Here is a 23,429-nt window from a genome sequence, read left to right on the forward strand (position 1 = left end):
CCTCCCCTGGGCGCGGCCACCGGATGGTGGTGAGCCCGGTCGCGCCCACGGTCTGGCCCGGGCACAGTTACCCGCTCGGGGCCGTCTATGCCGGCGCCGGAACCAATTTCGCGGTGTTCTCCGAGGTCGCCGAGCGGGTGGAACTGTGCCTGATCGATGAGGCCGACAACACCGAGTCCCGGATCCGTCTCGAGGAAGTGGACGGCTATGTCTGGCATGCCTATCTACCCGGCGTCGGGCCCGGCCAGCACTACGGGTTCCGGGTGCACGGGCCGTTCGACCCGTCGGCAGGGCACCGCTGTGATCCCGGCAAGCTGCTGCTGGACCCGTACGGCAAGGCATTCCACGGCGATTTCGACTTTGGTCCGGAGCTGTTCTCCTACGACCTGAACGACCCGGCCGGTGATGGGCCTCCCCCGGCGCTGGATTCGTTGGGGCACACCATGACCAGCGTGGTGATCAACCCCTTCTTCGACTGGGCCGCCGACCGCTCACCGCGCACCCCGTACCACGAGACGATCATCTACGAGGCGCACGTCAAGGGCATGACCCAGACCCATCCCGGGATACCCGAAGAGCTGCGCGGCACCTATGCCGGGCTGGCGCACCCGGTGATCATCGAGCACCTCAAGTCGCTGAACGTGACCGCCATCGAGCTCATGCCGGTGCACCAGTTCCTGCACGATCATCGGCTGCTGCAACTGGGACTGCGGAACTATTGGGGCTACAACACTTTCGGGTTCTTCGCACCGCACAGGCAGTACGCGGCCAGCCGGGTGGCCGGCGGCGCGGTGGCAGAGTTCAAGGCGATGGTGCGCGCCTTCCACCAGGCGGGCATCGAGGTCATCCTCGACGTGGTCTACAACCACACCGCCGAAGGCAACCATCTGGGCCCGACGATCAACTTCCGCGGCATCGACAACGCCGCCTACTATCGGCTGTCCGACGACGACCGGCGCCGCTATACCGACTACACCGGTACCGGTAACAGCCTCAACGCGCGCCACCCGCACACCCTGCAGCTGATCATGGACTCGCTGCGCTACTGGGTGACCGAGATGCACGTCGACGGATTCCGTTTCGACCTCGCCTCGACGCTGGCCCGGGAACTGCACGATGTCGATCGGTTGTCCGCGTTCTTCGATCTGGTGCAACAGGATCCGGTGGTCAGCCAGGTCAAGCTGATCGCCGAGCCGTGGGACGTCGGCGAAGGCGGCTACCAGGTGGGCAACTTCCCGGGGCTGTGGACGGAGTGGAACGGCAAATACCGCGACACCGTGCGCGACTACTGGCGTGGCGTGCCGGAGACGCTGGGCGAGTTCGCCTCCCGGTTGACCGGATCATCGGACTTATACGAGGCGACCGGCCGGCGTCCCAGCGCCAGCATCAACTTCGTCACCTGCCATGACGGTTTCACCCTGGCAGACCTGGTGTCCTACAACGAGAAACACAACGAAGCCAACGGTGAGGACAACCGGGACGGCGAGAGCTACAACCGGTCGTGGAACTGTGGTGTCGAGGGCCCGACCGACGACCCGGCCATCCTGGCGCTGCGTGCCCACCAGGTCCGCAACATCATGGCCACCCTGCTGATCAGCCAGGGCACCCCGATGATCGCGCACGGTGACGAGATGGGCCGCACCCAGCACGGCAACAACAACGTCTACTGCCAGGACTCCGAGCTGTCCTGGATGGACTGGTCGTTGGTCGACAAGAACGCCGATCTGCTGGCGTTCACCCGCGCATTGACCGCCCTGCGCGCCGCGCATCCGGTGTTCCGCCGGCGCCGGTTCTTCGAGGGCCGGCCGATTCGCGGCGGGGACGAGGTGCGTGACATCGCCTGGCTGACACCGGCCGGCCAGGAAATGACCCAGCAGGACTGGGGCAGCGAATTCGGCAGGTGCGTCATGGTTTTCCTCAACGGCGAGGCGCTGCCCGAGCCCGATGCCCGCGGCCAGCGCGTCACCGACGACTCGTTTCTGCTGTGCTTCAACGCCGGCGAGACGGCGGTGGACTTCGACACCCCGAACACCGACTACGCCCAGGGCTGGCAAGCCGTGGTCGACACCGCCGATCCGACCGGCAGCACGGAGCTGTCGGTCGAGGCGGGCCAAACCGTTACGGTGACGGCACGCTCGCTGATCATCCTGCAGAACAGCCGCTGAGCACGAGGTGTCGCCGGTGGTCTTGCCCGGTGGTCGCGCCACCGGGCGGCAGGATGTTTGCCCGGCTTTCAGCGACAACGTAAGTCAATCCCGGCCCGCTGCAACAGTTGTCGCTACAAGGCGATTAAACGTCACATCGCCCGAAATCTATTTCAACCCGACCTGGACTCTCGGAGCGGAAGCCATGAGCGAACGCCGCTAAGCCGCCCGGCGCCCGAAGTAGCGGATACCGGCCAGCTGCGGAACCCGGTACGGGCTGCGCACGCGACGCCCCGCGTGTCCGCGACCCCGCAGGTGGTAGCGGCTCAGCTCGCGCCGCACCGAGGGCGCCAATAGCGGCCCCAGCACCGCGCCGGCGCCGAGCGCCAGCGCCAGCCCGGCCGCCAATCCGAGCGTGCCCCCGGCGTTGGGCTGGCCGTTGACCAACTGCACGAAGCCCCGGAACAGCGTCAGCCCGGGAACCAGCGGGATGATGCCGGCCATGATGATCACCAGCGGTGTGACGCGCAGCCGGGGCGCGAGCAGGGTGCCGACCAGACCAGTCGCCGCCGCCGCCGCGAAAGAACTCACGATCGGGTTGGCCTGCACGAGTTGCAGTCCGAAGAACAGCAGCGCCGCGGTCGCCCCCGCAAGACCTGCCGCCAGGGCGGCCCTGGGTTGCGCATAGCCCGCAATCGCGGCGGCCGCCGCACCGATGGCCCCCGCCAGCGTGTACACCGGCACGCTCAGCACCGCGACCGGCATCTCGGGACTGACGCGCACCGCCACACCGAAGACTCGGCCGACCTGTACCGCGATGGAGACGCCGACCAGGATGCCCACCGAGGAGAGCAGGATGTCCATACCCCGCGAGACGGCCGTGAGCTGATAGCCGGTGATCGCGTCCTGCACCGAGCCCACCGTGGCCAGCCCCGACAACAGCACCACGATGTTGGCCGCCACCACCGGCGATACCGGAGTGTCGGCGGGAAGCCAGCCGACGGCGTGCAGGCCGATGGCGACGCCGGTGGCCACCGCCGCGGCGACCACCTGCTGGAACAACAGGGGCAGATGCCAGCCGTTAAGCACTCGGCCGACGCGGTCGATCAACGCGGTGGTTACCGCCGAGACCAGCGCCACCAGCGGCCCGGCGCCGATCAGCACGGAGAAGCCACCGGCCATGACCGCCCAGCCCACGGTGGCCACCCACCGCGGATAGGGGTGCGCGGCCCGGCTCACGGCGTCCAACTGCTCTTGCACCCACTCGGGGTCGGGCGTCGTGTTCACGACGTGCTCGGCCAGATCGGTGGCCAGCTGCAGCCGGGTGTAGTCCAGCGAGCGCGACTGCACCAGATACATCGCGGTGACCGGGGCGCCCGGCACGCCGCGCGGTACCGAGACCCGGATCGAGTTCGCCATGATGTCCACCTGGGTCTGCGGTAGTCCGTAGGCGGTGGCGATGGCCAGCATGCTCGAGGCCACGTCGGCGGTTCCCGCTTGTGAGCCCAACAGCAGCTGCCCGAACCGCAGGGCGATATCGAGCACTTTGCGAACGCGAGTTTCATCCATGTGCGTTGTCTGCGGTGACGCCATGGCGGTACCACTACCCGTTCGGCGCGATCGGTACCCGCCGCGCGGCGGTCGACTCCGCGCGGACGGCTACAGCAGGTAGCGATAGGCCGGCGAGCCGGGCTCCAGCGGCTCGACGTGGATCTGCGAGGAGCGCATCCGGGCCAGCAGGCCCTCGAGGTCGGCCGCGCAGCCCAGTTGAATCCCGACCAGGGCCTCGCCGGTCTCGCGGTTGTTGCGTTTGACGTACTCGAACAGCGTGACGTCGTCGCTGGGGCCGAGCACCTCATCGAGGAACCGCCGCAGCGCGCCCGGCTCCTGGGGAAAGTCGACCAGGAAGTAGTGCTTGAGGCCCAGGTGTACCAGCGAGCGCTCCAGTATCTCGCCGTAGCGGGAGACGTCGTTGTTGCCGCCGGAGATCAGACAGACCACCGTGGAGCCCGCGGCGATGTCGGCCTCCAACAACCCGGCCACCGACAGTGCGCCCGCCGGCTCGGCGATGATGCCCTCGTGCTGATACAGATCGAGCATCGCGGTGCAGACCGCGCCCTCGTCGACGGTGGTGACCGACACCATGTCGCCGGCGGCAGCGAGGGCCGCGTAGGGCAGCGCCCCGGCGCGCTTGACGGCGGCGCCGTCGACAAACTGATCGACGTGGTCGAGGGTCACCAATTCTCCGGCGGCCAGCGCGGCCGTCATCGCGGCGGCTCCGGCCGGCTCGATGCCCAGCACCGCGCTGTTGGTGGTCCGCTCCGCCAGGTAGGTGGTGATGCCGGCGATGCAGCCGCCGCCGCCCACCGGAACGACGACCAGGTCCGGTTCGGCGGCGAGTTGATCGAGGAGCTCCACGGCGATGGTGCCCTGCCCTGCCATCGTCCGCAGGTCGTCGTAGGGCGGCACCAGGGTGGCCCCGGTACGCGCCACGTCGTCCAGCGCCGCCTCCGCTGCCATGTCATACGTCGCGCCGCCGACGATCAGCTCGATGAAATCCCCGCCGTGGTAGCGGACCCGGTCACGCTTCTGCTTCGGCGTCTTGGCCGGGACATAGACGCGGCCGTGCACGCCCAGCGACCGGCAGGCATAGGCGAACCCCTGGGCGTGGTTGCCGGCCGACGAGCAGACCACCCCGGCGGCCATCTCGTCCTCGCTCAGCTGCACCAAAAGGTTGTAGGCGCCCCGGATCTTGTAGGACCGCACCGACTGCAGGTCTTCGCGCTTGAGGTACACGTTGGCCCCGGTGACCTCGGAGAGCCGGTCGCTGTATTGCAGCGGGGTAGGTGCCACCACCCCGGCAATCCGGTTGGCCGCCGCGTCGACGTCGGCCGCGGTCAGCGGCCCGTTCACCGGGCCCTTCGCGGGGTCATTTCGGGTCTGACGCAGTTCGGCGGACACCGCCATATGGTGCCACCTAGCAGCGGGTTCAGCCGACCGGGGTCAGCACGAACACCGGGATCTGCCGGTCGGTCTTCTTCTGGTAGTCGGCGTAGTCGGGCCACGCCGCGACGGCCCGCTCCCACCAGATGTCCTTTTCCTCGCCGAAAACCTCGCGGGCTTCGTAATCGCCGGTGACCGTTCCGTCCTGCAGCTCGACCCGCGGGTTCTTCACCACGTTGTAGTACCAGACCGGGTTTTTCGGGGCGCCGCCCAGCGAGGCGACGATCGCGTACTGACCTTCGTGCTCGACCCGCATCAGCGGCGTCTTGCGCAGTTTGCCGGTCTTGGCTCCGACCGTGGTCAGCAGTATGACCGGCTTGCCCTTCATCACGGTGCCCTCGGCGCCGCCGGAGGACATGTATTTCTCGGCGTTCTCTCGGGACCAATCCAACGGGCTGGGGGCGTATTCTCCGCTCAGAGGCATGGCGTCAGCTTAGTCCGACGCCGCGACACGCCCACCGGACCGCGAGGTTTCGGGTGGCCTAACAATTGGTTATCGCGTACCGTTAATTGCATGACCACCGCGGAACGCCCCCGGCAGCAGGTGCCGATCGCGGGTGTGCCCTGGCCGGCCTACAAGCTGGTCGCGCTGGCGGTCGGCGTGGCGGCCCTGCTCGGCGTCGGCGCCGTCACGGCCAGTGCCGCCGCCGCGGTGCTCACCGCCGCCGGTGTCTGCACCGCGGTGTGGCTCGTCCTGGGCTTGCGGCAGGGCTGAGTTGCCGGCCCCGCGTCAGTCGGGGGGCGCACCGTCATAGATCAGCACGTCACCGTCCACCCGTGCTTCCGGGATCGGCCGGTGTGGGCGCAGCTTGCCGTCATGCATCAGATGGCGCACCTCGACGTCGCGGACCAGGGTGAGGTAGTCGGCGATCATCCTGCGGTGGCAGCGCCACCACACCGTTTCGGCGCACATCACCGCGATCTGCTGGCGGGCCGCGGTCGCCAGCAGCTCGTCGATCGCGGCCCGGAACTCAGGCGTGCGCATGTGCCCGGCGTAGGACCGAAACGACTCGACGCGCAACCCGGTATCGGGGCTCTCTCCTTTCTCTCGCCGCCAGCCGCCCAACCGTGACTCCCACTGGTAGGCGATGCCCGCCTCGGGCAGCCAGCCGGCCATGGCGTGGCGTGCCGAGTCCGGATTGTGCCGGCTGCCGGGCGCGCTGCGAACGTCGACAAGCCGCTGCACCCCGGCGCCGGTCAGCAGCGTTGCGATCTCCGCTGCATCCGCGGTGCCGTGACCGAAGGTGAAAATTGGCGTGGCACTCCCCTCTCAGACGGCGGTCGCCGGCCGGGCCGCCTCGGCGGCCGGCGGCTGGTGGATGTGCGGTCCGGGCTCGGCGGCATAGAGCGCCTCGATCTCGTCGGCGTACTTGGCGGCGATCGGCCGGCGTTTCAGCTTCATGGTGAGCGTCACCTCGTCGCCGCCGGGCTCCCACAGCGTGGGCAGCACCTGGAAGCGCTTGATCTGCTCGACCCGCGAGAGCTTGGCGTTGCCGTCGGCCACCCCGGCGGCGATCTTTTCGATCACGCCCGGATCAGCGGCCAGGGCGGCCGGTGTCGCCTCGGCCAGACCGTGCGCGGCGGCGTATGGGCCGACCGAGTCGGCGTCGAAGACCATCAGCGCGGTGTTGTAGGGCCGGGATTCACCAATGGTGACCATCGCTCCGATCATCGGGCACGACGCCAGAACGGCGTTCTCGATGTTGGCCGGCGACATGTTCTTGCCGGCGGCGTTGATGATCAACTCCTTCTTGCGGTCGACCACCCGCAGATAGCCGTCGGCATCTTGTTGCAGGATGTCGCCGGTGTGCAGCCAGCCGTCGGAGTCGATCGCCTCGGCGGTCTTGGCCGGCTCCTTGCGGTAGCCCCGCATTACCAGCGGTCCCCGGACCAGGAACTCGCCGTCGTCCGCGATGCGACTTTCCAAGCCGGGCAACAGCTTTCCGACAGTTCCGAGCCGCGCTTGGCTCGGATGGGTGGTCGAGGCGACACAGCTGAGCTCCGACATGCCCCAGACCTCACAGATCGGGATACCGATCCCGGCGAAGAAACCCAGCGTCTCCTTGGGAATCGGCGCCGCGCCCGACACCGCCCACCGCAGTTCGTCCAAGCCCAGCTTGGCCCGCAGTTTCGACAACACCAGCTCGTCGGCCTGCGCCCACTCGGCCGCCACGTCGTCGGGAACCCGCTCACCGGCCAGCAGTGCCGCAGACCGCTTCGCGCCCACTGTCAGCGCCCACTGCAGGGCGGCGCGGCGGTTGTCGTCCGATTCGCCCGCCACCGCGAACTCGATTGCCGCTTTCAATTTCTCCCATACCCGCGGAACCGCGCCCCAGATCGTCGGCCGCACATCGGGCAGCGCTGCGCCGATTTGGCGGGCGTCTGGCACCACCGTGATCTGCACTCCGGAGATCTCGGAATTGTAGAGCGCCATCGCCCGGTCGGCGATGTGCGCCGAGGGCAGGTAGGAGGTGATCCGGTCGCCGAAGCGCACCCCGAGCACCGCATCCAGGGCAGCCGCCTCGAACAGCAGATTGGTGTGCGTCATCTCCACCCCCTTGGGCAGCCCGGTGGTCCCGGAGGTATAGATCAGCGTCACTACGTCGTCGGGTTGCGCTGCGCGCCAAGTCGTTTCGAAGTCGAAGTCGTCTTCGCCGGCGGCCAGCAGCTCTTCGATCGACAGGGTGCCGTCGGGGTGCCCGTCGATGCACACGAGGTGTTCGATGGGAGCGTTACTAGCGCGGATCGTCTCGACGTAGGCCTGCTCGCAGATCACCACCTTGGTACCGGCGTTGTCGAACAGATAACCGAGCTGCTCGGCGGGAAGCGTGTTGTACACCGAGAACGACGTCGCACCGGCGTGTTGAGCCCCGACCTCCAGCGGGTAGAACTCGATCCGGTTGGCCATCATCAGCGATACCGTGTCACCGCGCCGCACCCCGAGGCCGGCCAGTCCGGCTGCCACCTGCTGCACCTGTGCGGCGTAGTCGCGCCAGGTCAGCGTCTGGCCACCGCCGACGGTGCGCACTGCGACCGCGTCGGGATCGATGGCAGCGGTGCGCTGAAAAGCCTCACACAACGTCGCCGGTTCTCTGCCCGCCATCCCGTCCTCCTGCTCTGCCGCCTCAGCGGCGACTCATCCGTTCCAGATACGCCCTTGCCCCCGCCTGTGACTCCGGGTCGTGCAGGGCCGTCACGAGCGCGTCGGCGTCGTTCCAGCTACGCGCCGTGGCCACCATTCCCTCGCTCACCGCGTTGACCTGACGCTTGGTGCCGCACAGGGTGAGCGCGGATTTGCCGACCAGGTTCTCGACCAGTGCGTCGACCTCGGCGTCGAGGTCGGCCTCGGGCACCACCCCGTTGACGAAGCCGGCCGCCTTCGCCTCGGCGGCGTCGAACGGCCGGCAGGTCATCACCAGCTCCTTGGTGAGCGCCGGGCCGATCTCACGAACCAGCCGCGGGATGCCGCCCCAGGCCAGCGGGATGCCCAGGTCGACTTCCGGGATCGAAAACCGGGTGTCCTCGGCGGCCACCCGCAGGTCGCAGGCTGCGGCCAGTACCACTCCGCCGCCGACGCAGTGGCCGTGCAGGCGCGCCACGGTCACCGCCCGCATGGCCTCGATCGCCTCGGCCATCCGCCGCCCGGCGTCAGCGGCCTCCCGCATTGCTGCCGCGCCGTCGGCCGCCGCCGCGAACGCAGCCAAGTCGGCGCCGGCCGAGAAGGCCCGGCCATTGCCGGCGACGACGACGACCTTCACCGCGGGCCGGGCGTCAAACCAGCGGGCCGCCGCCACCAACTCCTGCAGAGTCACCGTGCTCAGCGGGTTGAGCTTGTCCGGGCGGTTCAGTGTGATCGAGCCGCGCGCCCCCTCGGCCGCCACCGCCAGGGTGGTCGCCTGCTGCGATTCCATGAACTCGACCGTAGCGGCGCGACGGGGACATTGGTTCCGGTTTACCCGCTCGTGTCCCGTCGTCGCCTACGGTGAACCCCATGCCGATTGCCGTGACCGAGTTCAGCCGCCTCGAGCAGACCGCGTTTCTCACCGCCTATGCCCGCGCCCTCGACAACCGTGCCCCCACTTCGATCCTCGGCGACGAGTTCTCGGACCGGGTCGTGGGCCTGATCGACTACGACTTCGCCGGATTCCGGATCCCGGCCAGCGTGGTGCGGCAGACGGCGCTGCGCGCCAAGATGCTCGACGAGCGGGTCCGCAGATATACCGCCGCGAACCCCGACGCCGTCGTGGTGGATCTCGGCGCCGGCCTCAACGAGCCGCTGGCGCGGGTCCGGCCACCGGCAGCCGTTGACTGGTACAGCATCGACCTGCCGCATCTGGTCGCCTTGCGCGAGAAGCTGTTGCCGGCTCAGCGCGCCGAGCACGTCATCGCGGCGGACCTGACTTCCACGGACTGGACTGACGGGATCCCGGTCGGCCGACCCACCATGGTGATCGCCGACGGCCTGTTCGCCTTTCTCACCGAACCGCAGGTCATCGCGCTGATCACCCATGTCATCGACTACTTCGGCACCGGCGAGTTGGCGTTCAACGACTACGGCCGGGTGGGCTGGCTCAGCTCCCTGGGGATGAAGCTGGCCCCGCGCGGCATGTTCAGCGTGCTCCGCCACGTCTGGGCCAACCCCGGCTTCACCGACCCGCACACGCCCGAGCGCTGGGACCCCCGGTTGCGTCTGGTCGAGCAGGCCTGCCTGGCGCACACCGCCGAGGTCGACTCGTTCCCCCCGGCGGCCCGGCGCGTGACCCGGCTTGCCGGCCGCTTCAAGTCGGTGGCCGGCAAGGCCCGGGTGCTGCGCTACAAGTTCTGACCGCGCCCGCTACAGGGGGAGAGCACAGCCGCCGAGGAAGTCACACGGGTTGAAGTCCAAGAGGGCGAACGGATCGTTCGGGATGACGTAGTCCGGAATCTCTGGAGTCCACGAGTGGAACAGGCTGTTCCACAGCTGTTGCGGGGCCTCTTCGCCGAACTGGATCAGGCCCGCCGAAACACCGTTGAGCGGGTCGGTCACCACCGAGTAGGTCGTGCCGGCTGCGGACATGATCCAGTAGTTCAGGTCGTGCGGCCCCACACCATTGAGGGTCACGTTGGTGAAGGCGCCGTCGAACAGGTTGATCGTGTACATCGAGGAGCCGGCCAGGTAGCCGAAGTTGCCCAGCACACTCAGATCTTCAGGCGTGTCGGCGTTCGGCGTGAAGTCACCGAACTGGTAGGCCGACGTGGAGAACAACGAGTTCCAGTAGTCCTCGATCTTGATGTTGTAGCCGCCGACCTCTTCGCCGTTGAGGGTGACGTTGTAGAGCTGGTCCCCCTTCCAGTCGGTGATCCACGGGCGGATGCCCTCATAGGACCAGTCCCGGCCCACGCTTTCGCGGGTCAGCGGCTCCATGACCAGGCAGACAACGCCGTCGCACGTCTCGTAGGGGCCGTCCCATCCGGGCACCGGGCTGGTCGTGCTGTCGCCCGCGGCGTTAGCGGACGCCATAGGCAGCACCAGGGCCGCGAACCCAGCAGCGGCGCCTACCCCGATCAGGGTAAGAAGACGACGCGATTTCCCCATGACTGCCCTCCGTTAAACTTGTTGCACTTGAGCACCTGTGATACTGCAGGTGACCAAACGTTACCCTCGTGTTATCGGGTTCACATCCGAATCTGACGAACTTTTTTGCTGCTGCTGAGTCTCGGTTCGTTCGGCTTCGACACCATACGCGTTGCTCCTAGAGTCCCGCCACCGCCCCGTACTGGCCCGGGTCGAAGTCCAGTCCGGCCCACGGGTCATCCGGGATCAGGTAGTCGGGTACCGGAACATAACTGGAGTTATCGAGACTATTCCACAACAGCGTCGGCGCCGCATCTCCGGTGTACTGGATGTAGTCCTGCGACGCCCCATCCATCGACACCACGGTGTTCACGTAGGTCGGGGTCGTGACGATCCAGTAGCTCGCACCGTTGGCCGCGTCGTTGATCGTGAGCTGGTTGACGGCCCCGAACGTGGTGCTGTAGATGGTGGTCCCGGTCAGATCGCCGAAAGGGCCCGGGTCAGCGGCGTTGTCGGCCGGCGTGAACTCGCCGTAGATGTAGGTGGAGCTGGACATGAACGTCGACCAGTAGTCCTCCACGTTGATGTCGTAGCTACCCGCGTTGACCGAGGAGCCGTCGGCTCCGGTCACCTCGACGTTGTAGGCCTGGTCCCCCTTCCAGTCGGTGAAGTACGGCCGGAAGCCGCTGTAGGTCCAGGTGTCGGGGTCGTAGGCGCCCATGACCAGACACGTCGACCCCTCGCAGGTCTGATAAAAGCCGGGGTCGGCGACGCCGGCGTTCGCGAGCGCCGCCGGCATGACGAATCCGGCGAAAAGGGCGGCTGCCGCTCCCCCGAGCAGCGCTACAACGCGTCGTCGCACAGACATCACTAATAGTCCCTTCCCCCCAGAGCCCCACCAGTTGTGTGGGAAGTTTCAGACGTTACACCGGTGATGCTGTGTTGTTATCGGAAACGGACCTAAGCGTTATGTTGAGGTTTAGCTCGCTTCCGGCCCCCGGCCCTGAGCAGGTGTTTCAGCGCGTCCCAGCCGGCCCGGGTGGACCGGCGGTGGATGAATACCGCAGATACACGCATCGATGGAGGGACATCGGCACTGCATGCCCCACTCGATTACCGCCCGTGCCCGTGACAAGGAGTCCAGCTTGGCGTCGATCTCGGCGAGCTTGGCCTGCGCCAGTGCTCGGCTCGCCGGGCGCCCGGGCACGTCGTCGGCGAACAGCAGACCGATCTCGGCCAGGGCGAAACCCGCGGATTTGCACAGGCCGATGATCTCGAGCCGGGCCAGCACCGCCTCGTCGTAGCGACGCTGTCCTCCGATGCGGGCCGGCGGTGCCACCAGGCCGATCTGCTCGTAGTAGCGCAAGGTGGTCGCGGCGACTCCGCTGCGGCGGGCTACCTCACCAATGGTCAATCGGCCGGACAACGCCGCTCCCTGGTGCTTGACTTAGAGCTAACTTTAGGTTGTTCACTGGCGCCATGCTCGCACAACGACTCGAAGAACTGCACGACACCCGCTACGCGCTGCTGCGCTCCTTCCGCCGCGACGGCTCGGCCGTGGACACGCCGATATGGTTCGCGCTGGACGGCGACACCGTGGTGTTCCGCACCAAGATCGGCCCGAAGACCCGGCGACTGGCGCTACGCCCGGATGTCGAGTTGGTCCCCTGCGATTACCGCGGCCGGCGCCGTCCCGACACCGCCCCGGTGACCGGGAAAGCCACGATCCTGTCCGGCGACGGGGCCGAGGCCGCCAACCGCATCCTGCGCGCGCGTTACGGCTGGCAGTGGAACGTGATTCCGATGATCCAGATTCCGGGCGTGACCAATGTGCACCGCGACCTGCCGCTGCGCGAAAAGCTGCGGCGGGCGCGAAGCCGCACCCTCTGGCCCGACAGTGCCATCGTGGCGGTGGCACTGAAGGCCGCTTAGCCCCCCAAACACCCCGGGCCCAGCAGCGCCTTCAAGTCGCCCATCAGCGCCGACGACGGGGTCACCCGCAGCGAGGGATCCAGCTCCAGCACGGTGATCCGCTCCCCGCTGATCAGCCGCAGCTGCACCTGTGCCGTGCCGGGATGGCGGGTCAGCACCTGCTTGAGGGCGCTGACCTTGTCGATGGTGCATTGCCGGGTCGGAAGGCTGACCGCCAGTGGCCTATCAGCGGCGTTGCCGGAGAAGTCGGGCACCACCAGCTCGTTGGCGATCAGCGAGATCCGGTCGTCGCGGATGGCGACCTTGGCGTTGACCAGCACGACCGCGTCATCGACGACCTCGGCGCCGTAGGCGGAATAGGTGTGCGGGAAGAACATCACCTCGATACCGCCGGTAAGGTCCTCCAATTGCGCTGACGCCCAGGGCATCCCGTTCTTGTTCACCCGGCGGTTCACCGATGCCAGGATGCCGCCCACCCGCACCTGGGTGTCGTTGGCGATGTCGCCCTCCAGAATCGCCGGAATCTGGGTGTCGACCTGGGTGGCCAGCAGGTGCGCGATGCCGTTGAGCGGATGCCCGGAGACGTAGAGTCCGAGCATCTCGCGCTCGAGGGCCAGTTTGTGCTTGTCGGCCCACTCCTCATCGGGCACCCGGATGCCGAACACTGCGTCGGCGCCGGCGCTGTCGCCGTCTGCGCCCCCGAACAGATCGAACTGACCCATCGCCTGGGCCTTCTTGGTGCCCAGCACCGAGTCGACGGCGTCGGTGTGCACCAGGAACAGACCCTTGCGCGGATGTCCCAGCGAGTCGAAGGCACCGGCCTTGATCAGCGATTCGGTGACCTTCTTGTTGCAGGCGGCGATATCGATCTTGTTGAGGTAGTCGGAGAAATCGGTGAACCGGCCCTTGTGCGTTCGGGTGCCGATCAGGGAGCCGACCACGTTGGCGCCGACATTGCGCACCGCGCCCAGCCCGTAGCGGATGTCGGCGCCCACCGAGGCGAAGTTCAGTTCGGATTCGTTGACGTCCGGCGGCAGCACGGTGATGCCCAGGCGGCGGCAGTCGGCCAGGTACACCGCGGCCTTGTCCTTGTCGTCACCGACCGACGTCAACAGGCCGGCCATGTATTCGGCCGGGTAGTTGGCCTTGAGGTAGGCCGTCCAGTACGACACCAGGCCGTAGCCGGCCGCGTGCGATTTGTTGAACGCGTAGCCCGCGAACGGAAGAATGGTGTCCCACAACGCTTTCACGGCCTTCTCGGAGAATCCGTTGGCCGTCATCCCTTCGTAGAAGCCCTTGTACTCGGCCTCCAGCACTTCAAGCTTCTTCTTGCCCATGGCTTTACGCAGCGCATCGGCCTTGCCCATCGTGTAGGAGGCGACCTTCTGCGCGATGAACATGATCTGCTCTTGGTAGACGATCAGACCGTGGGTTTCCGACAAGATGTCGCGCAGTGGCTCTTCCAGCTCGGGATGGATGGGTTTGATGGGCTGGCGGTTGTTCTTCCGGTCGGCGTAGTCGTTGTGGGCGTTCATGCCCATCGGGCCGGGCCGGTACAGCGCCAGCACCGCGACGATGTCGTTGAACTCGGTGGGCTGCATGCGGCGCAGCAGGTCGCGCATCGGGCCGCCGTCGAGCTGGAACACCCCCAGCGTGTCACCGCGGCCCAGCAATTCATAGGTGGCCGGATCGTCCATCGGCAGCGAATCCAGGTCGAGGTCCACGCCCCGATTGGCTTTGATGTTCTCCAGGCAGTCACCGATGATCGTCAGGTTGCGCAGGCCCAGGAAGTCCATCTTCAGCAGGCCGAGCTCCTCGCACGATGGGTAGTCCCAGCCGGTGATGATGGCGCCGTCCTGCGGCCGTTTCCACAGCGGGATCGCGTCGATCAGCGGCTCGGAGCTCATGATCACCGCACACGCGTGGACGCCGGCGTTGCGGACCAGGCCTTCCAAACCGCGCGCGGTCTCATAGATGGTGCGCACGTCGGGATCGGTGTCGATCAGCGTGCGGACCTCGGCGGCCTCCTTGTAGCGCTCGTGGGTCGGGTCGGTGATGCCCGACAGCGGGATGTCTTTGGCCATGATCGGCGGCGGCAGTGCCTTGGTGATCCGGTCGGCGATCGCATAACCGGGCTGCCCGTAATGCACGCGCGCCGAATCTTTCAGCGCCGCTTTGGTTTTAATGGTGCCGAAGGTGATCACCTGGGCGACTCGGTCACTGCCCCATCGCTCGGCGGCGTAGCGCACCATCTCGCCGCGGCGACGGTCGTCGAAGTCGATGTCGATGTCGGGGGCCGACGGCCGCTCCGGGTTGAGGAAGCGTTCGAACAGCAGCCCGTGCGGAATCGGGTCGATGTTGGTGATGCCCAGCGCGTAGGCCACCAGGGACCCGGCCGCAGAGCCGCGGCCCGGACCCACCCGGATGTTGATCGAGCGCGCGTAGTTGATCAGGTCCGCGACGATCAGGAAGTAGGACGGAAATCCCTTGCCGCAGATGACATCGATCTCATAGGCGGCGCGCTCGGTGTACTCGGCCGGCACCCCGGCCGGAAAACGGTTCTGCAGGCCGGCCTGCACCTCGTGGCGCAGCCAGGACGCCTGGTCGTGGCCGTCGGGAACGGGGAACACCGGCATCCGGTCGCGCGGGGTCCAGATGTCGGCGTAGGACTGCACCCGCTCGGCGATCAGCAAGGTGGAATCGCAGGCGTCGGGGATGCTGTCGTCCCACAACGCCCGCATCTCGGCGGCCGACTTGAGGTAGTAGCCGTCGCCGTCGAACTTGAACCGGGTCGGATCCGACAGCGTCTTGCCGGTCTGGATACACAGCAGCGCTTCGTGGTTCTGCGAGGCGTCGCGGGTGACGTAGTGGCAGTCATTGGTGGCCAGCGCGGGAATGCTGAGCTTGCGACCGACGTCGAGCAGCCCGTCGCGCACCCGGCGCTCGATGGACAGACCGTGATCCATCAGTTCCAGGAAGTAGTTCTCGGCGCCGAAGATCTCCCGCCATTTGGCGGCCGACTCCAGCGCCTCGCGCTCCTGGCCCAGCCGCAGCCGGGTCTGCACCTCCCCCGACGGGCATCCGGTGGTGGCGATGATGCCCTCGGCATGCTCGGCGATGATCTCGGCGTCCATCCGCGACCACTTGCCGAGTTGGCCTTCGAAGGAAGCCAGCGAGGACAGCTTGAACAGGTTGCGCAACCCGGTGGCGTTCTCGGCGACCATGGTCAGGTGGGTGTAGGAACCACCGCCGGAGACGTCGTCGCTCTTCTGGCCGGGATCGCCCCAGTGGATCCGGCGGGTATCGAACCGAGAACCCGGGGCGATGTAGGCCTCCACCCCGATGATCGGCTTGATCCCGGCTTTGGTCGCGGCGTTGTAGAACTCGCTGGCGCCGAACATGTTTCCGTGGTCGGTCATCCCGATCGCGGGCATCTCCAGCCGCTGGGCCTCGGCCAGCATGGGGGCGATCTTCGCCGCACCGTCCAGCATCGAGTACTCGGTGTGGTTATGCAGGTGTACGAACGAAGATCCCATAGGTCCGCCAGTCTATGGCCGGCCACCGACGGCACTCGGCGTGTCGGCGGGTGTGTCTTGCCGGCGGGCGTTTCTCCGGACAGCGGCCGCCGCCGTGCACTACGTTGAGGTTCGTCGTAAGCGGAGGAGACACATACATGAGCGTGTACCGGGTGATCGACATCATCGGCACCAGCCCGTCGTCCTGGGAGAACGCCGCGGCCGAGGCGGTGCACCGGGCCAAGCAAACCATCGACGACATCCGCGTCGCCCAGGTCGTCGAACAAGACCTCACCCTCGACGACAAAGGCGGAATCATCTACCGCACCAAGCTGCGGATCTCCTTCAAGATCCGGCCGCCGAAGGCCTCGCGCGAACCCAGCTGACGACCGTGCCGCGCAGCTTCGACGAGCTGGTCGCCGAGGCCACGGCCGCACCGGTCGACGGCTGGGAGTTCTCCTGGCTGGACGGCCGGGCCACCGAACAGCGGCCGTCGTGGGGGTATCAACGTCAGCTGGCGCAACGACTGTCGGGCGTGGCGGCGGCAGTCGACCTGCACACCGGCGGCGGCGAGGTGCTGGCGGGCATCGAACGGTTCGGTAGCTTCCCGCCCGCCATGGCCGCCACCGAGTCGTGGCCGCCGAATGCCGCCCGCGCCACCGCGCTGCTGCATCCGCGGGGCGTCGTGGTGGTGACCGTGCCGGACCGGCCGCCGTTGCCGTTCGGCGATGACGCCTTCGATCTGGTCAGCAGCCGGCACCCGTTGGCGACGTGGTGGGACGAGATCTTTCGGGTGCTGCGGCCCGGCGGTCATTACTTCGCCCAGCAGATCGGTCCGGCGACGATGCTCGAGCTCAGCGAGTTCTTTCTCGGGCCGATGCCGGGTAAAGGCGCCCAGTACGCACCCGAAGCGGTGCGGGCCGACGCGGCGGCCGTCGGTATGGAGGTGCTCGATCTGCGGATGGAACGGCTGCGCGCCGAGTTCTACGACGTCGGCGCGGTGATCTATTTCCTGCGCAAGGTGATCTGGACGGTGCCCGACTTCGCTGTCGACGAGCACCGGGACCGGCTTCGCGAGCTGCATGAGCGCATCGAGGCCCACGGCCCGTTCGTCGCGCACGCCACCCGGGTGCTCGTCGAGGCGCGTAAACCCGGCGCGTAAGCCCTAGGCGGGTGAGGAGTAGCGCTGGTAGCACAGCTCGGCGTCGCCCAACAGGCCGGAACGGAGCGCCTGGATCCGGGTGAAACCGGCCGGTACCGCCGCGCCGTCGGCGCCGCTGGCGGCCAGGCCGTTGGTGAGCAGGCCGGTGACCGCCTCGTCGAGGTCGTCGGCGCTCAGCGTCCCGCGGGTGCCCTCGTCCGACGATTCCGACAGGCGCCGCTGCCCCAGGCCGGTCAGGCACGCGGTGCGCAGCCCCGCCATCGCCGAGGTCAGCTCAACACCGCGCTGGTGCTGCAACGCCAGCGTGTAGCGCGACATCACCACCGACAGAGCAGTGTTGGCACCGTGCAGCATCAGCCGGCTCCCGCCGTCGTCGTCGAGGGCGCCGGTCAGGCGCTGCAGGCCGGGCAGGTCGACGGCGATGGTGTTGGCAACCGGGCAGTAGGACACCGGTGGGCTTGCCGCACCGTCGGGGCACGCCGACGCGAAGGACAGCGCGGGCGGGCGCACCGGCCGGAAACGGGTGTTGAGCGCCTCGATCATTCGGGTCAGGCGGCGTTCATCGATGCGGGTCACCGGCGACGGCGGGTGGGAGGTGGGCCCGACCCGCAACGACGCCGGGGTGCCGGCCCGGCGGTGTTCGATGTCGCCGGTGTCGATCTCGGCGCAGCGCTGCACGCCGGTGTCGAAGCCCAGCTGCAGGGCACCGATCCGGTCCAGCGCGGTGCCGTGTCCGGCTCCGACGATCAGTTCGCCGTCCGGGCCGGGCACCGGATCGCGCAGCGTGATCAGCCCGGCCAACAGCCCGTTGAGTCCGTCGGTGGTGCTCAGGGTCAGGCGGGGTGAATCGCCTTCGGCGACCCAGCGCAGATAGGCCCCGGTGAAGCAGTCGGCCTGCTGTTCGGCCACCAGGACCGGCGTCGAGCTGTCGACCAGCTTGGCCATGTCCTGCACCGCGTGCCCGTATTCGTGCGCCAGCACCGCGGTAACCGCCATGTCGCCGAAGTAGCGCTTGGCGCCCGGCAGCAGCACCCCTCGGTCCCACGCCATCGTGTCGTGGCCGTAGCAATAGAACGCGTTGACGAACCCGTGGGTGTCGACACCGCAGAGTGTCGAGTCGGCGGCGTCGCTGGAGTCATAGGAGATCAGCGTGCCGATCGGGGCGAAGCGGCCGCGCAAACCGTCGTAGTTGCGCTGCCAGAAATCGGCGATGTCGTTGACCGCCAGCAGTGCCAGCCGATCGATGTCGCCGCCGTCGCCGTCGCGCACGGTACCGGTCGCCGCGGGCGCGTCCGGGCGAGGCCCACTGGGGCCGTCGGTCACCGGCAGGCCGCTGACCCGCCATGGGTCATAGCGCATCGAGACCGGTCGGCCGTCGACGGTGCTGCTGTAGCCCGCCGGCGCCAGCGCCGCGCCCGTGCCGACCAATCCCGCGGTCAGCAACGCCCCGGCCCACCGAAAACCTCGCCCGCACCGGCGTTGCCTCATACTTCGACCTCGCCCGAAAACCTGCACTACGACCGGCAAAGGATAGGGGATGCTGCGGCGCCACCGGAAATCGCCGCGCCGTAGCGGCTCTCGGCAATGCGGCGCTGGTCAGAGCGCGTGCTGGTCGCGGTGCCGCAGCACGTCGAGGGCGTGCTTCAGATCACCCGGGTACTCGCTGGTGATCTCGACACGCCGTCCGTCGCCGGGATGGGCGAAGGCCAGCGAGCGGGCGTGCAGCCACTGGCGTTCCAGGCCGAGCTTTTTGGCCAGGGTCGGGTCGGCCCCGTAGGTGAGGTCGCCGCAGCACGGATGCCGTAGGGCGGCGAAGTGCACCCGGATCTGGTGGGTGCGACCGGTTTCCAGGTGCACGTCGAGCAGGCTGGCGGCGACGAAGGCCTCCACCGTGTCGTAGTGGGTGATGCTGTGCCGGCCGTCGGCGGTGACGGTGAACTTCCAGTCCCGGCCGTGGTGCCGGCCGATCGGGGCGTCGATGGTGCCGCTGGACGGATCCGGATGGCCCTGCACCAGCGCGTGGTAGCGCTTGTCGACGGTGCGGGCCTTGAAGGCGCGTTTGAGCGCGGTGTAGGCGCGCTCGGAGATCGCCACCACCATCACCCCCGACGTGCCGACGTCCAAGCGGTGCACGATGCCTTGGCGTTCGGGCACCCCGGAGGTGGTGATGCGGTAGCCGGCGGCGGCCAGCCCGCCCAGCACGGTGGGCCCGGTCCAGCCCACCGACGCGTGGGCGGCCACCCCGGCGGGTTTGTCGACGGCGACGATGTCGGCATCGGAGTACAGGATCGTCATGCCCTCGACCTCGGTCGGGGTGTTCTCCAGCGGGGCGGGCGGCGCGGGCAGCCGCACGTGTAACCAGGCGCCGGCGGCCAACCGGTCGGACTTGCCGGCGGGTGCGCCGTCCAGTTCGACGTCGCCGTTCTCGGCCAGGGTGGCGGCAACCGTGCGGGACAGGCCCAGCAGGCGGGCCAGCCCGGCGTCCACGCGCATGCCGGCCAGCCCCTCCGGCACCGGCATGGACCGTTCGGTCACGGCATCAGGCCTCGTCGCCGGCGTCGGGCTCACGACGCGGCTCCTCGGCGCGGCGGCGGCCCACGGTGTCGAAGTCGAAGCCGAACACCGACAGCCCGACCAGCAGGATCGCCCCGCCCACCACGGCGGGATCGGCGACGTTGAACACCGGCCACCAGCCGATGGAGAGGAAGTCGACGACGTGGCCCTGCAGATGGCCGGGCGCCCGGAAGAACCGGTCCACCAGATTGCCCAGGGCCCCGCCGAGGATCATGCCCAACCCGACCGCCCACCACGGTGACACCAGGCGGCGCGACATCCAGATGATGCCGAGCACCACCGAGCTGGCGATCAGCGTCAGCACCCAGGTGTAGCTGGTTGCCATCGAGAACGCGGCACCGGAGTTGCGCACCAGGGTCCAGGTGACGGTGTCGCCGATGATCGACACCGGCTGGCCGGGGGTCAGCATCTTCACCGCGAGCACCTTGGTGACGACATCGACCACCAGCACCACCGCGGCCACCGACAGCAGCAGGCCCAGCCGCCGCGGCGGCGCGGCCGGCTCCGGGTCCGGCACCGGATCGACGGCCGGCTCGGTCGAGTCGGTTGTCTCGTCAGTCACGCCCCCATCATCCCTTAGCGCGCGTGCGGCATGATCGCGGCATGGTGTCCAAGCGCCTCACGGTCATCGCCACCGGCGGAACGATCGCCGCCAGCACCGACGACGGCGGGGTGCGCCGACCGACCGTACACGGTGCCGATCTGGTCGCCGGTCTGGACGCCAGCGCCGACGTCACGGTGGTCGACCTGATGGCGCGCGACAGCTCGGAGCTGACCCCGGCCGACTGGGAGCGGATCCTGACCGCGGTGCGGGCCGCCGTGGACAGTGGCGCCGACGGGGTGGTGGTGACCCACGGCACCGACACCTGCGAAGAGACCGCGCTGTGGCTGGAACTGGGCTACACCGGGGAGGCCCCGGTGGTGCTGACCGGCGCCCAGCGCAGCGCGGACGCTCCGGACGCCGACGGTCCGGGCAACCTGCGCGACGCGCTGACGCTGGCCGCCGACCCGGCGGCGCGAGGACTCGGGGTGCTGGTGTGCTTCGCCGGGCAGGTGCTGGCGCCGCTGGGCCTGTCCAAGACGAGCACCACCGATCTGACCGGTTTCAGCGGGCCACGGCTGGGCACGGTGGCGGATGGGCGGGTGCGGCTGAACGACGGCAAGGTCCGTCCCCACCTGGAGCTGGCCGAGGCACCCCGGGTTGACGTCATCGCGCTCTACGCCGGCGCGGATGCGGTGGCCCTGGACGCCTGCGTGGCCGCCGGTGCGCGTGCGGTGGTACTGGAGGCGTTGGGTTCGGGCAACGCCGGATCCGCCGTGATCGAGGGCGTGCGTCGGCACTGCCGCGACGGGGTGGCGGTCGCGGTGTCCAGCCGGGTGCCGGATGCGCGGGTCGGTGCGGCCTACGGGCCGGGCCGGGCGCTGGTCGACGCCGGTGCCGTCATGGTGCCCCGGCTGCGGCCCCCGCAGGCCCGGGTCCTGCTGATGGCGGCGCTGGGAGCGGGCGCCACCGCCGGTGACGTCATCGCCCGATGGGGCTGACCGCTCCCTAACCCGGCTCCTCCGGGAGTGCGACGAAGTCCGGCCAGTCCAGGCTTTCGACCGGATCGGCGCGGGTGATCGCCGGCTCGTCGATCGGAAACGTCCGCACCGGGCCCGGGCCCGAGCTGCGGGTCTCGAACCGCACCGTCATCACCCCGTGCCCGGCCCCCTGCACCCAGCCGTGCCCCAGCTCGCGGTGGGCGACGTCATCGCCGATCCGCCACGGCGCGGTAGACGGCGGTGAAATCGGCTCTGCGGCAGGCGTTTCCGGTGACTCGGATGCGGTGGGTTCCTCCGGAAAAACCAAATCCGGGAACAGTGATTCCTGGCGGACATCGGTCAGCCCGGAGAACCCCACCCCGAGCAACCGGATCGGGCCGACCTGCTGCGGGTCGAGCAGCAGCCGGACGGCCGCCGACGTCAATGCGGCGGCATCGGTGGTCGCATAGGGCAGGGTGGCCGAGCGGGTCAGCACACTCATGTCGGCCTTCTTGAGTTTCACCGTCACCGTGCGCGCGCCCCGGCCGTCGCGCAGCAGCCGGCGATAGGCGTGCTCGCCGATCGGGCCGACCTCGGCGCGCAGCTGCTCCAGAGTGGTCAGGTCGGTGGCGAAGGTGGATTCGGCGCTGATCTGTTTGGCCACGGCGCGTTCGGCGACCGGGCGGTCATCGATCCCGCAGGCCAAGCGGTGCAGGGCGGGACCGATCGTGGCGCCCAGAATGTCGGCGACCTCGCTATCGGTCAGCGCGGCGAACTGCCCGATGGTGGTGATGCCCAGCCGGTGCAGCTTCTCTTCGGCGACCGGGCCGATCCCCCCCAGCCGGCGCACCGGCAGGCCGTCGAGCAGCACCCGTTCCTCGGCGCGGCTGACCACCCGCACCCCGTCGGGTTTGGCCAGATCGGAGGCGATCTTGGCGATCTGCTTGCCCGAACCGGCCCCCACCGAGGCCACCAGGCCGGTTTCCTCGCGCACCCGGCGCCGCAACTGCTCGCAGAACCGTTGCACGTCCTCGGCGCTCGTCCCCGCCAGCTCCACCGGTTCGCCGAACGCCTCGTCGAAGGACAACTGCTCGACGACCGGGATCACCGCACGCACGATCTGGAAGACCCGGCGGCTGGCCATCCCGTAGACCGCGCCGCGGGGCGGTAACACCACCGCGGCGGCGCCCACCAGGCGACGCGCCTGATGCATCGGCATCGCCGAGCGCGCCCCGAACACCCGCGACTCGTAGCTGGCGCCGGCCACCACGCCGCGGCCGCCCAGCCCGCCGACCAGTACCGGCCGTCCGCGCAGCGTCGGGCGGGTCAGCTGCTCGACGGAGGCAAAGAAGGCGTCCATGTCCAGGTGCAGGACCCACCTCGCGTCCACAGTGCTCGATCCTATTGGGCCGCAAGTGCGCCGCCGCCGGCCGACGCGGGTCTATCGTGAGTGTTCGTGGCGATGAATCTGGTTCACCGGCTGTGCTGCAGTTCGCCGTATTGGGCGCGCAGCGTCGAGCACAAGCTGCTGCCGTGGGCGCTCGCCGGCGTGGACCTCGGGGATGACACCTTGGAGATCGGCCCGGGCTACGGCGCCAATATGCGGTGTCTGGTGGAGATGACGCCGCAGTTGACCGCGGTCGAGATCGATTCCCCGATGACCGAGCGGCTCCAGGCGAGATACGGCGCGCGGGCGCGCATCATCAACGGCGACGGCACCGACACCGGCTTGCCGGCCGGGAAGTTCAGTTCGGTGGTGTGCTTCACGATGCTGCATCACGTCCCGACGCCTGCGTTACAGGATCGGTTGTTCGACGAGGCGTTTCGCGTGCTCAAGCCGGGCGGGGTGTTCGCCGGCAGCGACGGCGTGCATTCGACGACGTTCCGCCTCTTGCACATTCGCGACACCTACAATCCGGTCTCCCCCGAGACGCTTCCGGACCGGTTGCAGCGCAGCGGATTCGCTGATGTCCAGGTGTGCAGAGCCGGCGGGCGCCAACGCTGGCGAGCGGTCAAGCCCTGAA

Annotated in this window: 22 protein-coding genes; 8 read left to right on the forward strand and 14 right to left on the reverse strand. The window is 68.5% G+C overall.

Annotated elements, in window-relative coordinates; genetic code table 11:
* Positions 1–23: 23 nt before the first annotated feature.
* Positions 24–2,165, forward strand: a complete 2,142-nt coding sequence (glgX, locus tag A5771_RS03450) for a glycogen debranching protein GlgX (RefSeq protein WP_064853806.1) — start codon at positions 24–26, stop codon at positions 2,163–2,165.
* A gap of 198 nt (positions 2,166–2,363) precedes the next feature.
* Here the strand turns inward: glgX and A5771_RS03455 are convergent, their stop codons facing one another.
* The 3 genes from A5771_RS03455 to A5771_RS03465 form a co-directional block, all read right to left on the reverse strand.
* The gene (locus tag A5771_RS03455; RefSeq protein ID WP_064853807.1) at positions 2,364–3,713 is read right to left on the reverse strand and encodes a threonine/serine ThrE exporter family protein; all 1,350 of its coding nucleotides are present in this window, start codon (positions 3,711–3,713) and stop codon (positions 2,364–2,366) included.
* A gap of 90 nt (positions 3,714–3,803) precedes the next feature.
* The gene (gene ilvA, locus A5771_RS03460; RefSeq protein WP_064853939.1) at positions 3,804–5,105 is read right to left on the reverse strand and encodes a threonine ammonia-lyase IlvA; all 1,302 of its coding nucleotides are present in this window, start codon (positions 5,103–5,105) and stop codon (positions 3,804–3,806) included.
* A 28-nt stretch (positions 5,106–5,133) separates the two neighbouring features.
* On the reverse strand, positions 5,134–5,571 hold the full coding sequence (locus A5771_RS03465) for a nitroreductase family deazaflavin-dependent oxidoreductase (RefSeq protein WP_064853808.1): 438 nt from the start codon (positions 5,569–5,571) through the stop codon (positions 5,134–5,136).
* A 90-nt stretch (positions 5,572–5,661) separates the two neighbouring features.
* On the opposite strand from A5771_RS03465, the gene A5771_RS03470 reads away from it, so the two are divergent.
* Entirely contained in the window at positions 5,662–5,862 is a 201-nt protein-coding gene (locus A5771_RS03470; protein WP_064853809.1) for a hypothetical protein, read from the forward strand.
* Positions 5,863–5,877: 15 nt separating this feature from the next.
* Here the strand turns inward: A5771_RS03470 and A5771_RS03475 are convergent, their stop codons facing one another.
* The 3 genes from A5771_RS03475 to A5771_RS03485 all read right to left on the reverse strand — a co-directional run bounded on the left by A5771_RS03475 (position 5,878) and on the right by A5771_RS03485 (position 9,058).
* On the reverse strand, positions 5,878–6,333 hold the full coding sequence (locus A5771_RS03475; RefSeq protein ID WP_234782930.1) for a DUF488 family protein: 456 nt from the start codon (positions 6,331–6,333) through the stop codon (positions 5,878–5,880).
* Between the two features lie 84 nt (positions 6,334–6,417).
* A complete protein-coding gene (fadD11, locus tag A5771_RS03480; RefSeq protein ID WP_064853811.1) occupies positions 6,418–8,250 on the reverse strand; it encodes a fatty acid--CoA ligase FadD11 in 1,833 nt (610 codons plus the stop codon).
* Between the two features lie 22 nt (positions 8,251–8,272).
* Positions 8,273–9,058: an enoyl-CoA hydratase/isomerase family protein gene (locus A5771_RS03485; protein ID WP_064853812.1), complete on the reverse strand. Its 786-nt coding sequence runs from the start codon at positions 9,056–9,058 to the stop codon at positions 8,273–8,275.
* An 80-nt stretch (positions 9,059–9,138) separates the two neighbouring features.
* Between A5771_RS03485 and A5771_RS03490 the strand changes: the two genes are divergently transcribed.
* Entirely contained in the window at positions 9,139–9,972 is an 834-nt protein-coding gene (locus A5771_RS03490; RefSeq protein WP_064853813.1) for a class I SAM-dependent methyltransferase, read from the forward strand.
* A 9-nt stretch (positions 9,973–9,981) separates the two neighbouring features.
* On the opposite strand, the gene A5771_RS03495 is transcribed toward A5771_RS03490, so the two are convergent.
* From A5771_RS03495 to A5771_RS03505, 3 genes are all read right to left on the reverse strand, one after another.
* Positions 9,982–10,647 carry a hypothetical protein gene (locus A5771_RS03495; RefSeq protein ID WP_064853814.1) on the reverse strand — a complete coding sequence of 222 codons (666 nt, stop codon included), beginning with the start codon at positions 10,645–10,647 and terminating at the stop codon, positions 9,982–9,984.
* A gap of 232 nt (positions 10,648–10,879) precedes the next feature.
* Positions 10,880–11,500, reverse strand: a complete 621-nt coding sequence (locus A5771_RS03500; protein ID WP_064853815.1) for a hypothetical protein — start codon at positions 11,498–11,500, stop codon at positions 10,880–10,882.
* Positions 11,501–11,680: 180 nt separating this feature from the next.
* The gene (locus A5771_RS03505; RefSeq protein ID WP_064853816.1) at positions 11,681–12,127 is read right to left on the reverse strand and encodes a MerR family transcriptional regulator; all 447 of its coding nucleotides are present in this window, start codon (positions 12,125–12,127) and stop codon (positions 11,681–11,683) included.
* Positions 12,128–12,180: 53 nt separating this feature from the next.
* Here A5771_RS03505 and A5771_RS03510 point away from each other — a divergent pair, with 53 nt between their 5' ends.
* On the forward strand, positions 12,181–12,633 hold the full coding sequence (locus A5771_RS03510) for a PPOX class F420-dependent oxidoreductase (RefSeq protein WP_064853817.1): 453 nt from the start codon (positions 12,181–12,183) through the stop codon (positions 12,631–12,633).
* On the opposite strand, the gene dnaE is transcribed toward A5771_RS03510, so the two are convergent.
* A complete protein-coding gene (dnaE, locus tag A5771_RS03515) occupies positions 12,630–16,169 on the reverse strand; it encodes a DNA polymerase III subunit alpha (protein ID WP_064853818.1) in 3,540 nt (1,179 codons plus the stop codon). The two genes, A5771_RS03510 and dnaE, sit on opposite strands and share 4 nt — an antisense overlap.
* A 137-nt stretch (positions 16,170–16,306) precedes the next feature.
* Between dnaE and A5771_RS03520 the strand changes: the two genes are divergently transcribed.
* Together A5771_RS03520 and A5771_RS03525 are read left to right on the forward strand one after the other, a co-directional pair.
* Entirely contained in the window at positions 16,307–16,534 is a 228-nt protein-coding gene (locus tag A5771_RS03520; protein ID WP_064853819.1) for a dodecin family protein, read from the forward strand.
* Positions 16,535–16,539: 5 nt separating this feature from the next.
* On the forward strand, positions 16,540–17,310 hold the full coding sequence (locus tag A5771_RS03525) for a methyltransferase domain-containing protein (RefSeq protein ID WP_064853820.1): 771 nt from the start codon (positions 16,540–16,542) through the stop codon (positions 17,308–17,310).
* A 3-nt stretch (positions 17,311–17,313) separates the two neighbouring features.
* Here A5771_RS03525 and A5771_RS03530 read toward each other — a convergent pair whose 3' ends face one another.
* From A5771_RS03530 to lspA, 3 genes are all read right to left on the reverse strand, one after another.
* On the reverse strand, positions 17,314–18,798 hold the full coding sequence (locus tag A5771_RS03530) for a hypothetical protein (protein WP_064853821.1): 1,485 nt from the start codon (positions 18,796–18,798) through the stop codon (positions 17,314–17,316).
* 108 nt (positions 18,799–18,906) lie between these two features.
* Positions 18,907–19,845 carry an RluA family pseudouridine synthase gene (locus A5771_RS03535; protein ID WP_064853822.1) on the reverse strand — a complete coding sequence of 313 codons (939 nt, stop codon included), beginning with the start codon at positions 19,843–19,845 and terminating at the stop codon, positions 18,907–18,909.
* Between the two features lie 4 nt (positions 19,846–19,849).
* Positions 19,850–20,446, reverse strand: a complete 597-nt coding sequence (gene lspA / locus A5771_RS03540) for a signal peptidase II (protein WP_064853823.1) — start codon at positions 20,444–20,446, stop codon at positions 19,850–19,852.
* A 41-nt stretch (positions 20,447–20,487) separates the two neighbouring features.
* Between lspA and A5771_RS03545 the strand changes: the two genes are divergently transcribed.
* Positions 20,488–21,426, forward strand: a complete 939-nt coding sequence (locus A5771_RS03545; RefSeq protein ID WP_064853824.1) for an asparaginase — start codon at positions 20,488–20,490, stop codon at positions 21,424–21,426.
* A 7-nt stretch (positions 21,427–21,433) separates the two neighbouring features.
* Here the strand turns inward: A5771_RS03545 and A5771_RS03550 are convergent, their stop codons facing one another.
* On the reverse strand, positions 21,434–22,795 hold the full coding sequence (locus A5771_RS03550; RefSeq protein ID WP_064853825.1) for a DNA polymerase IV: 1,362 nt from the start codon (positions 22,793–22,795) through the stop codon (positions 21,434–21,436).
* 66 nt (positions 22,796–22,861) lie between these two features.
* Here A5771_RS03550 and A5771_RS03555 point away from each other — a divergent pair, with 66 nt between their 5' ends.
* Positions 22,862–23,428 carry a class I SAM-dependent methyltransferase gene (locus A5771_RS03555; protein WP_064853940.1) on the forward strand — a complete coding sequence of 189 codons (567 nt, stop codon included), beginning with the start codon at positions 22,862–22,864 and terminating at the stop codon, positions 23,426–23,428.
* The last annotated feature ends 1 nt before the right edge of the window (position 23,429 follow it).

Origin of the sequence: Mycolicibacter sinensis, from assembly GCF_001667375.1 — a bacterium.
Lineage (GTDB): Bacteria > Actinomycetota > Actinomycetes > Mycobacteriales > Mycobacteriaceae > Mycobacterium > Mycobacterium sinense_A.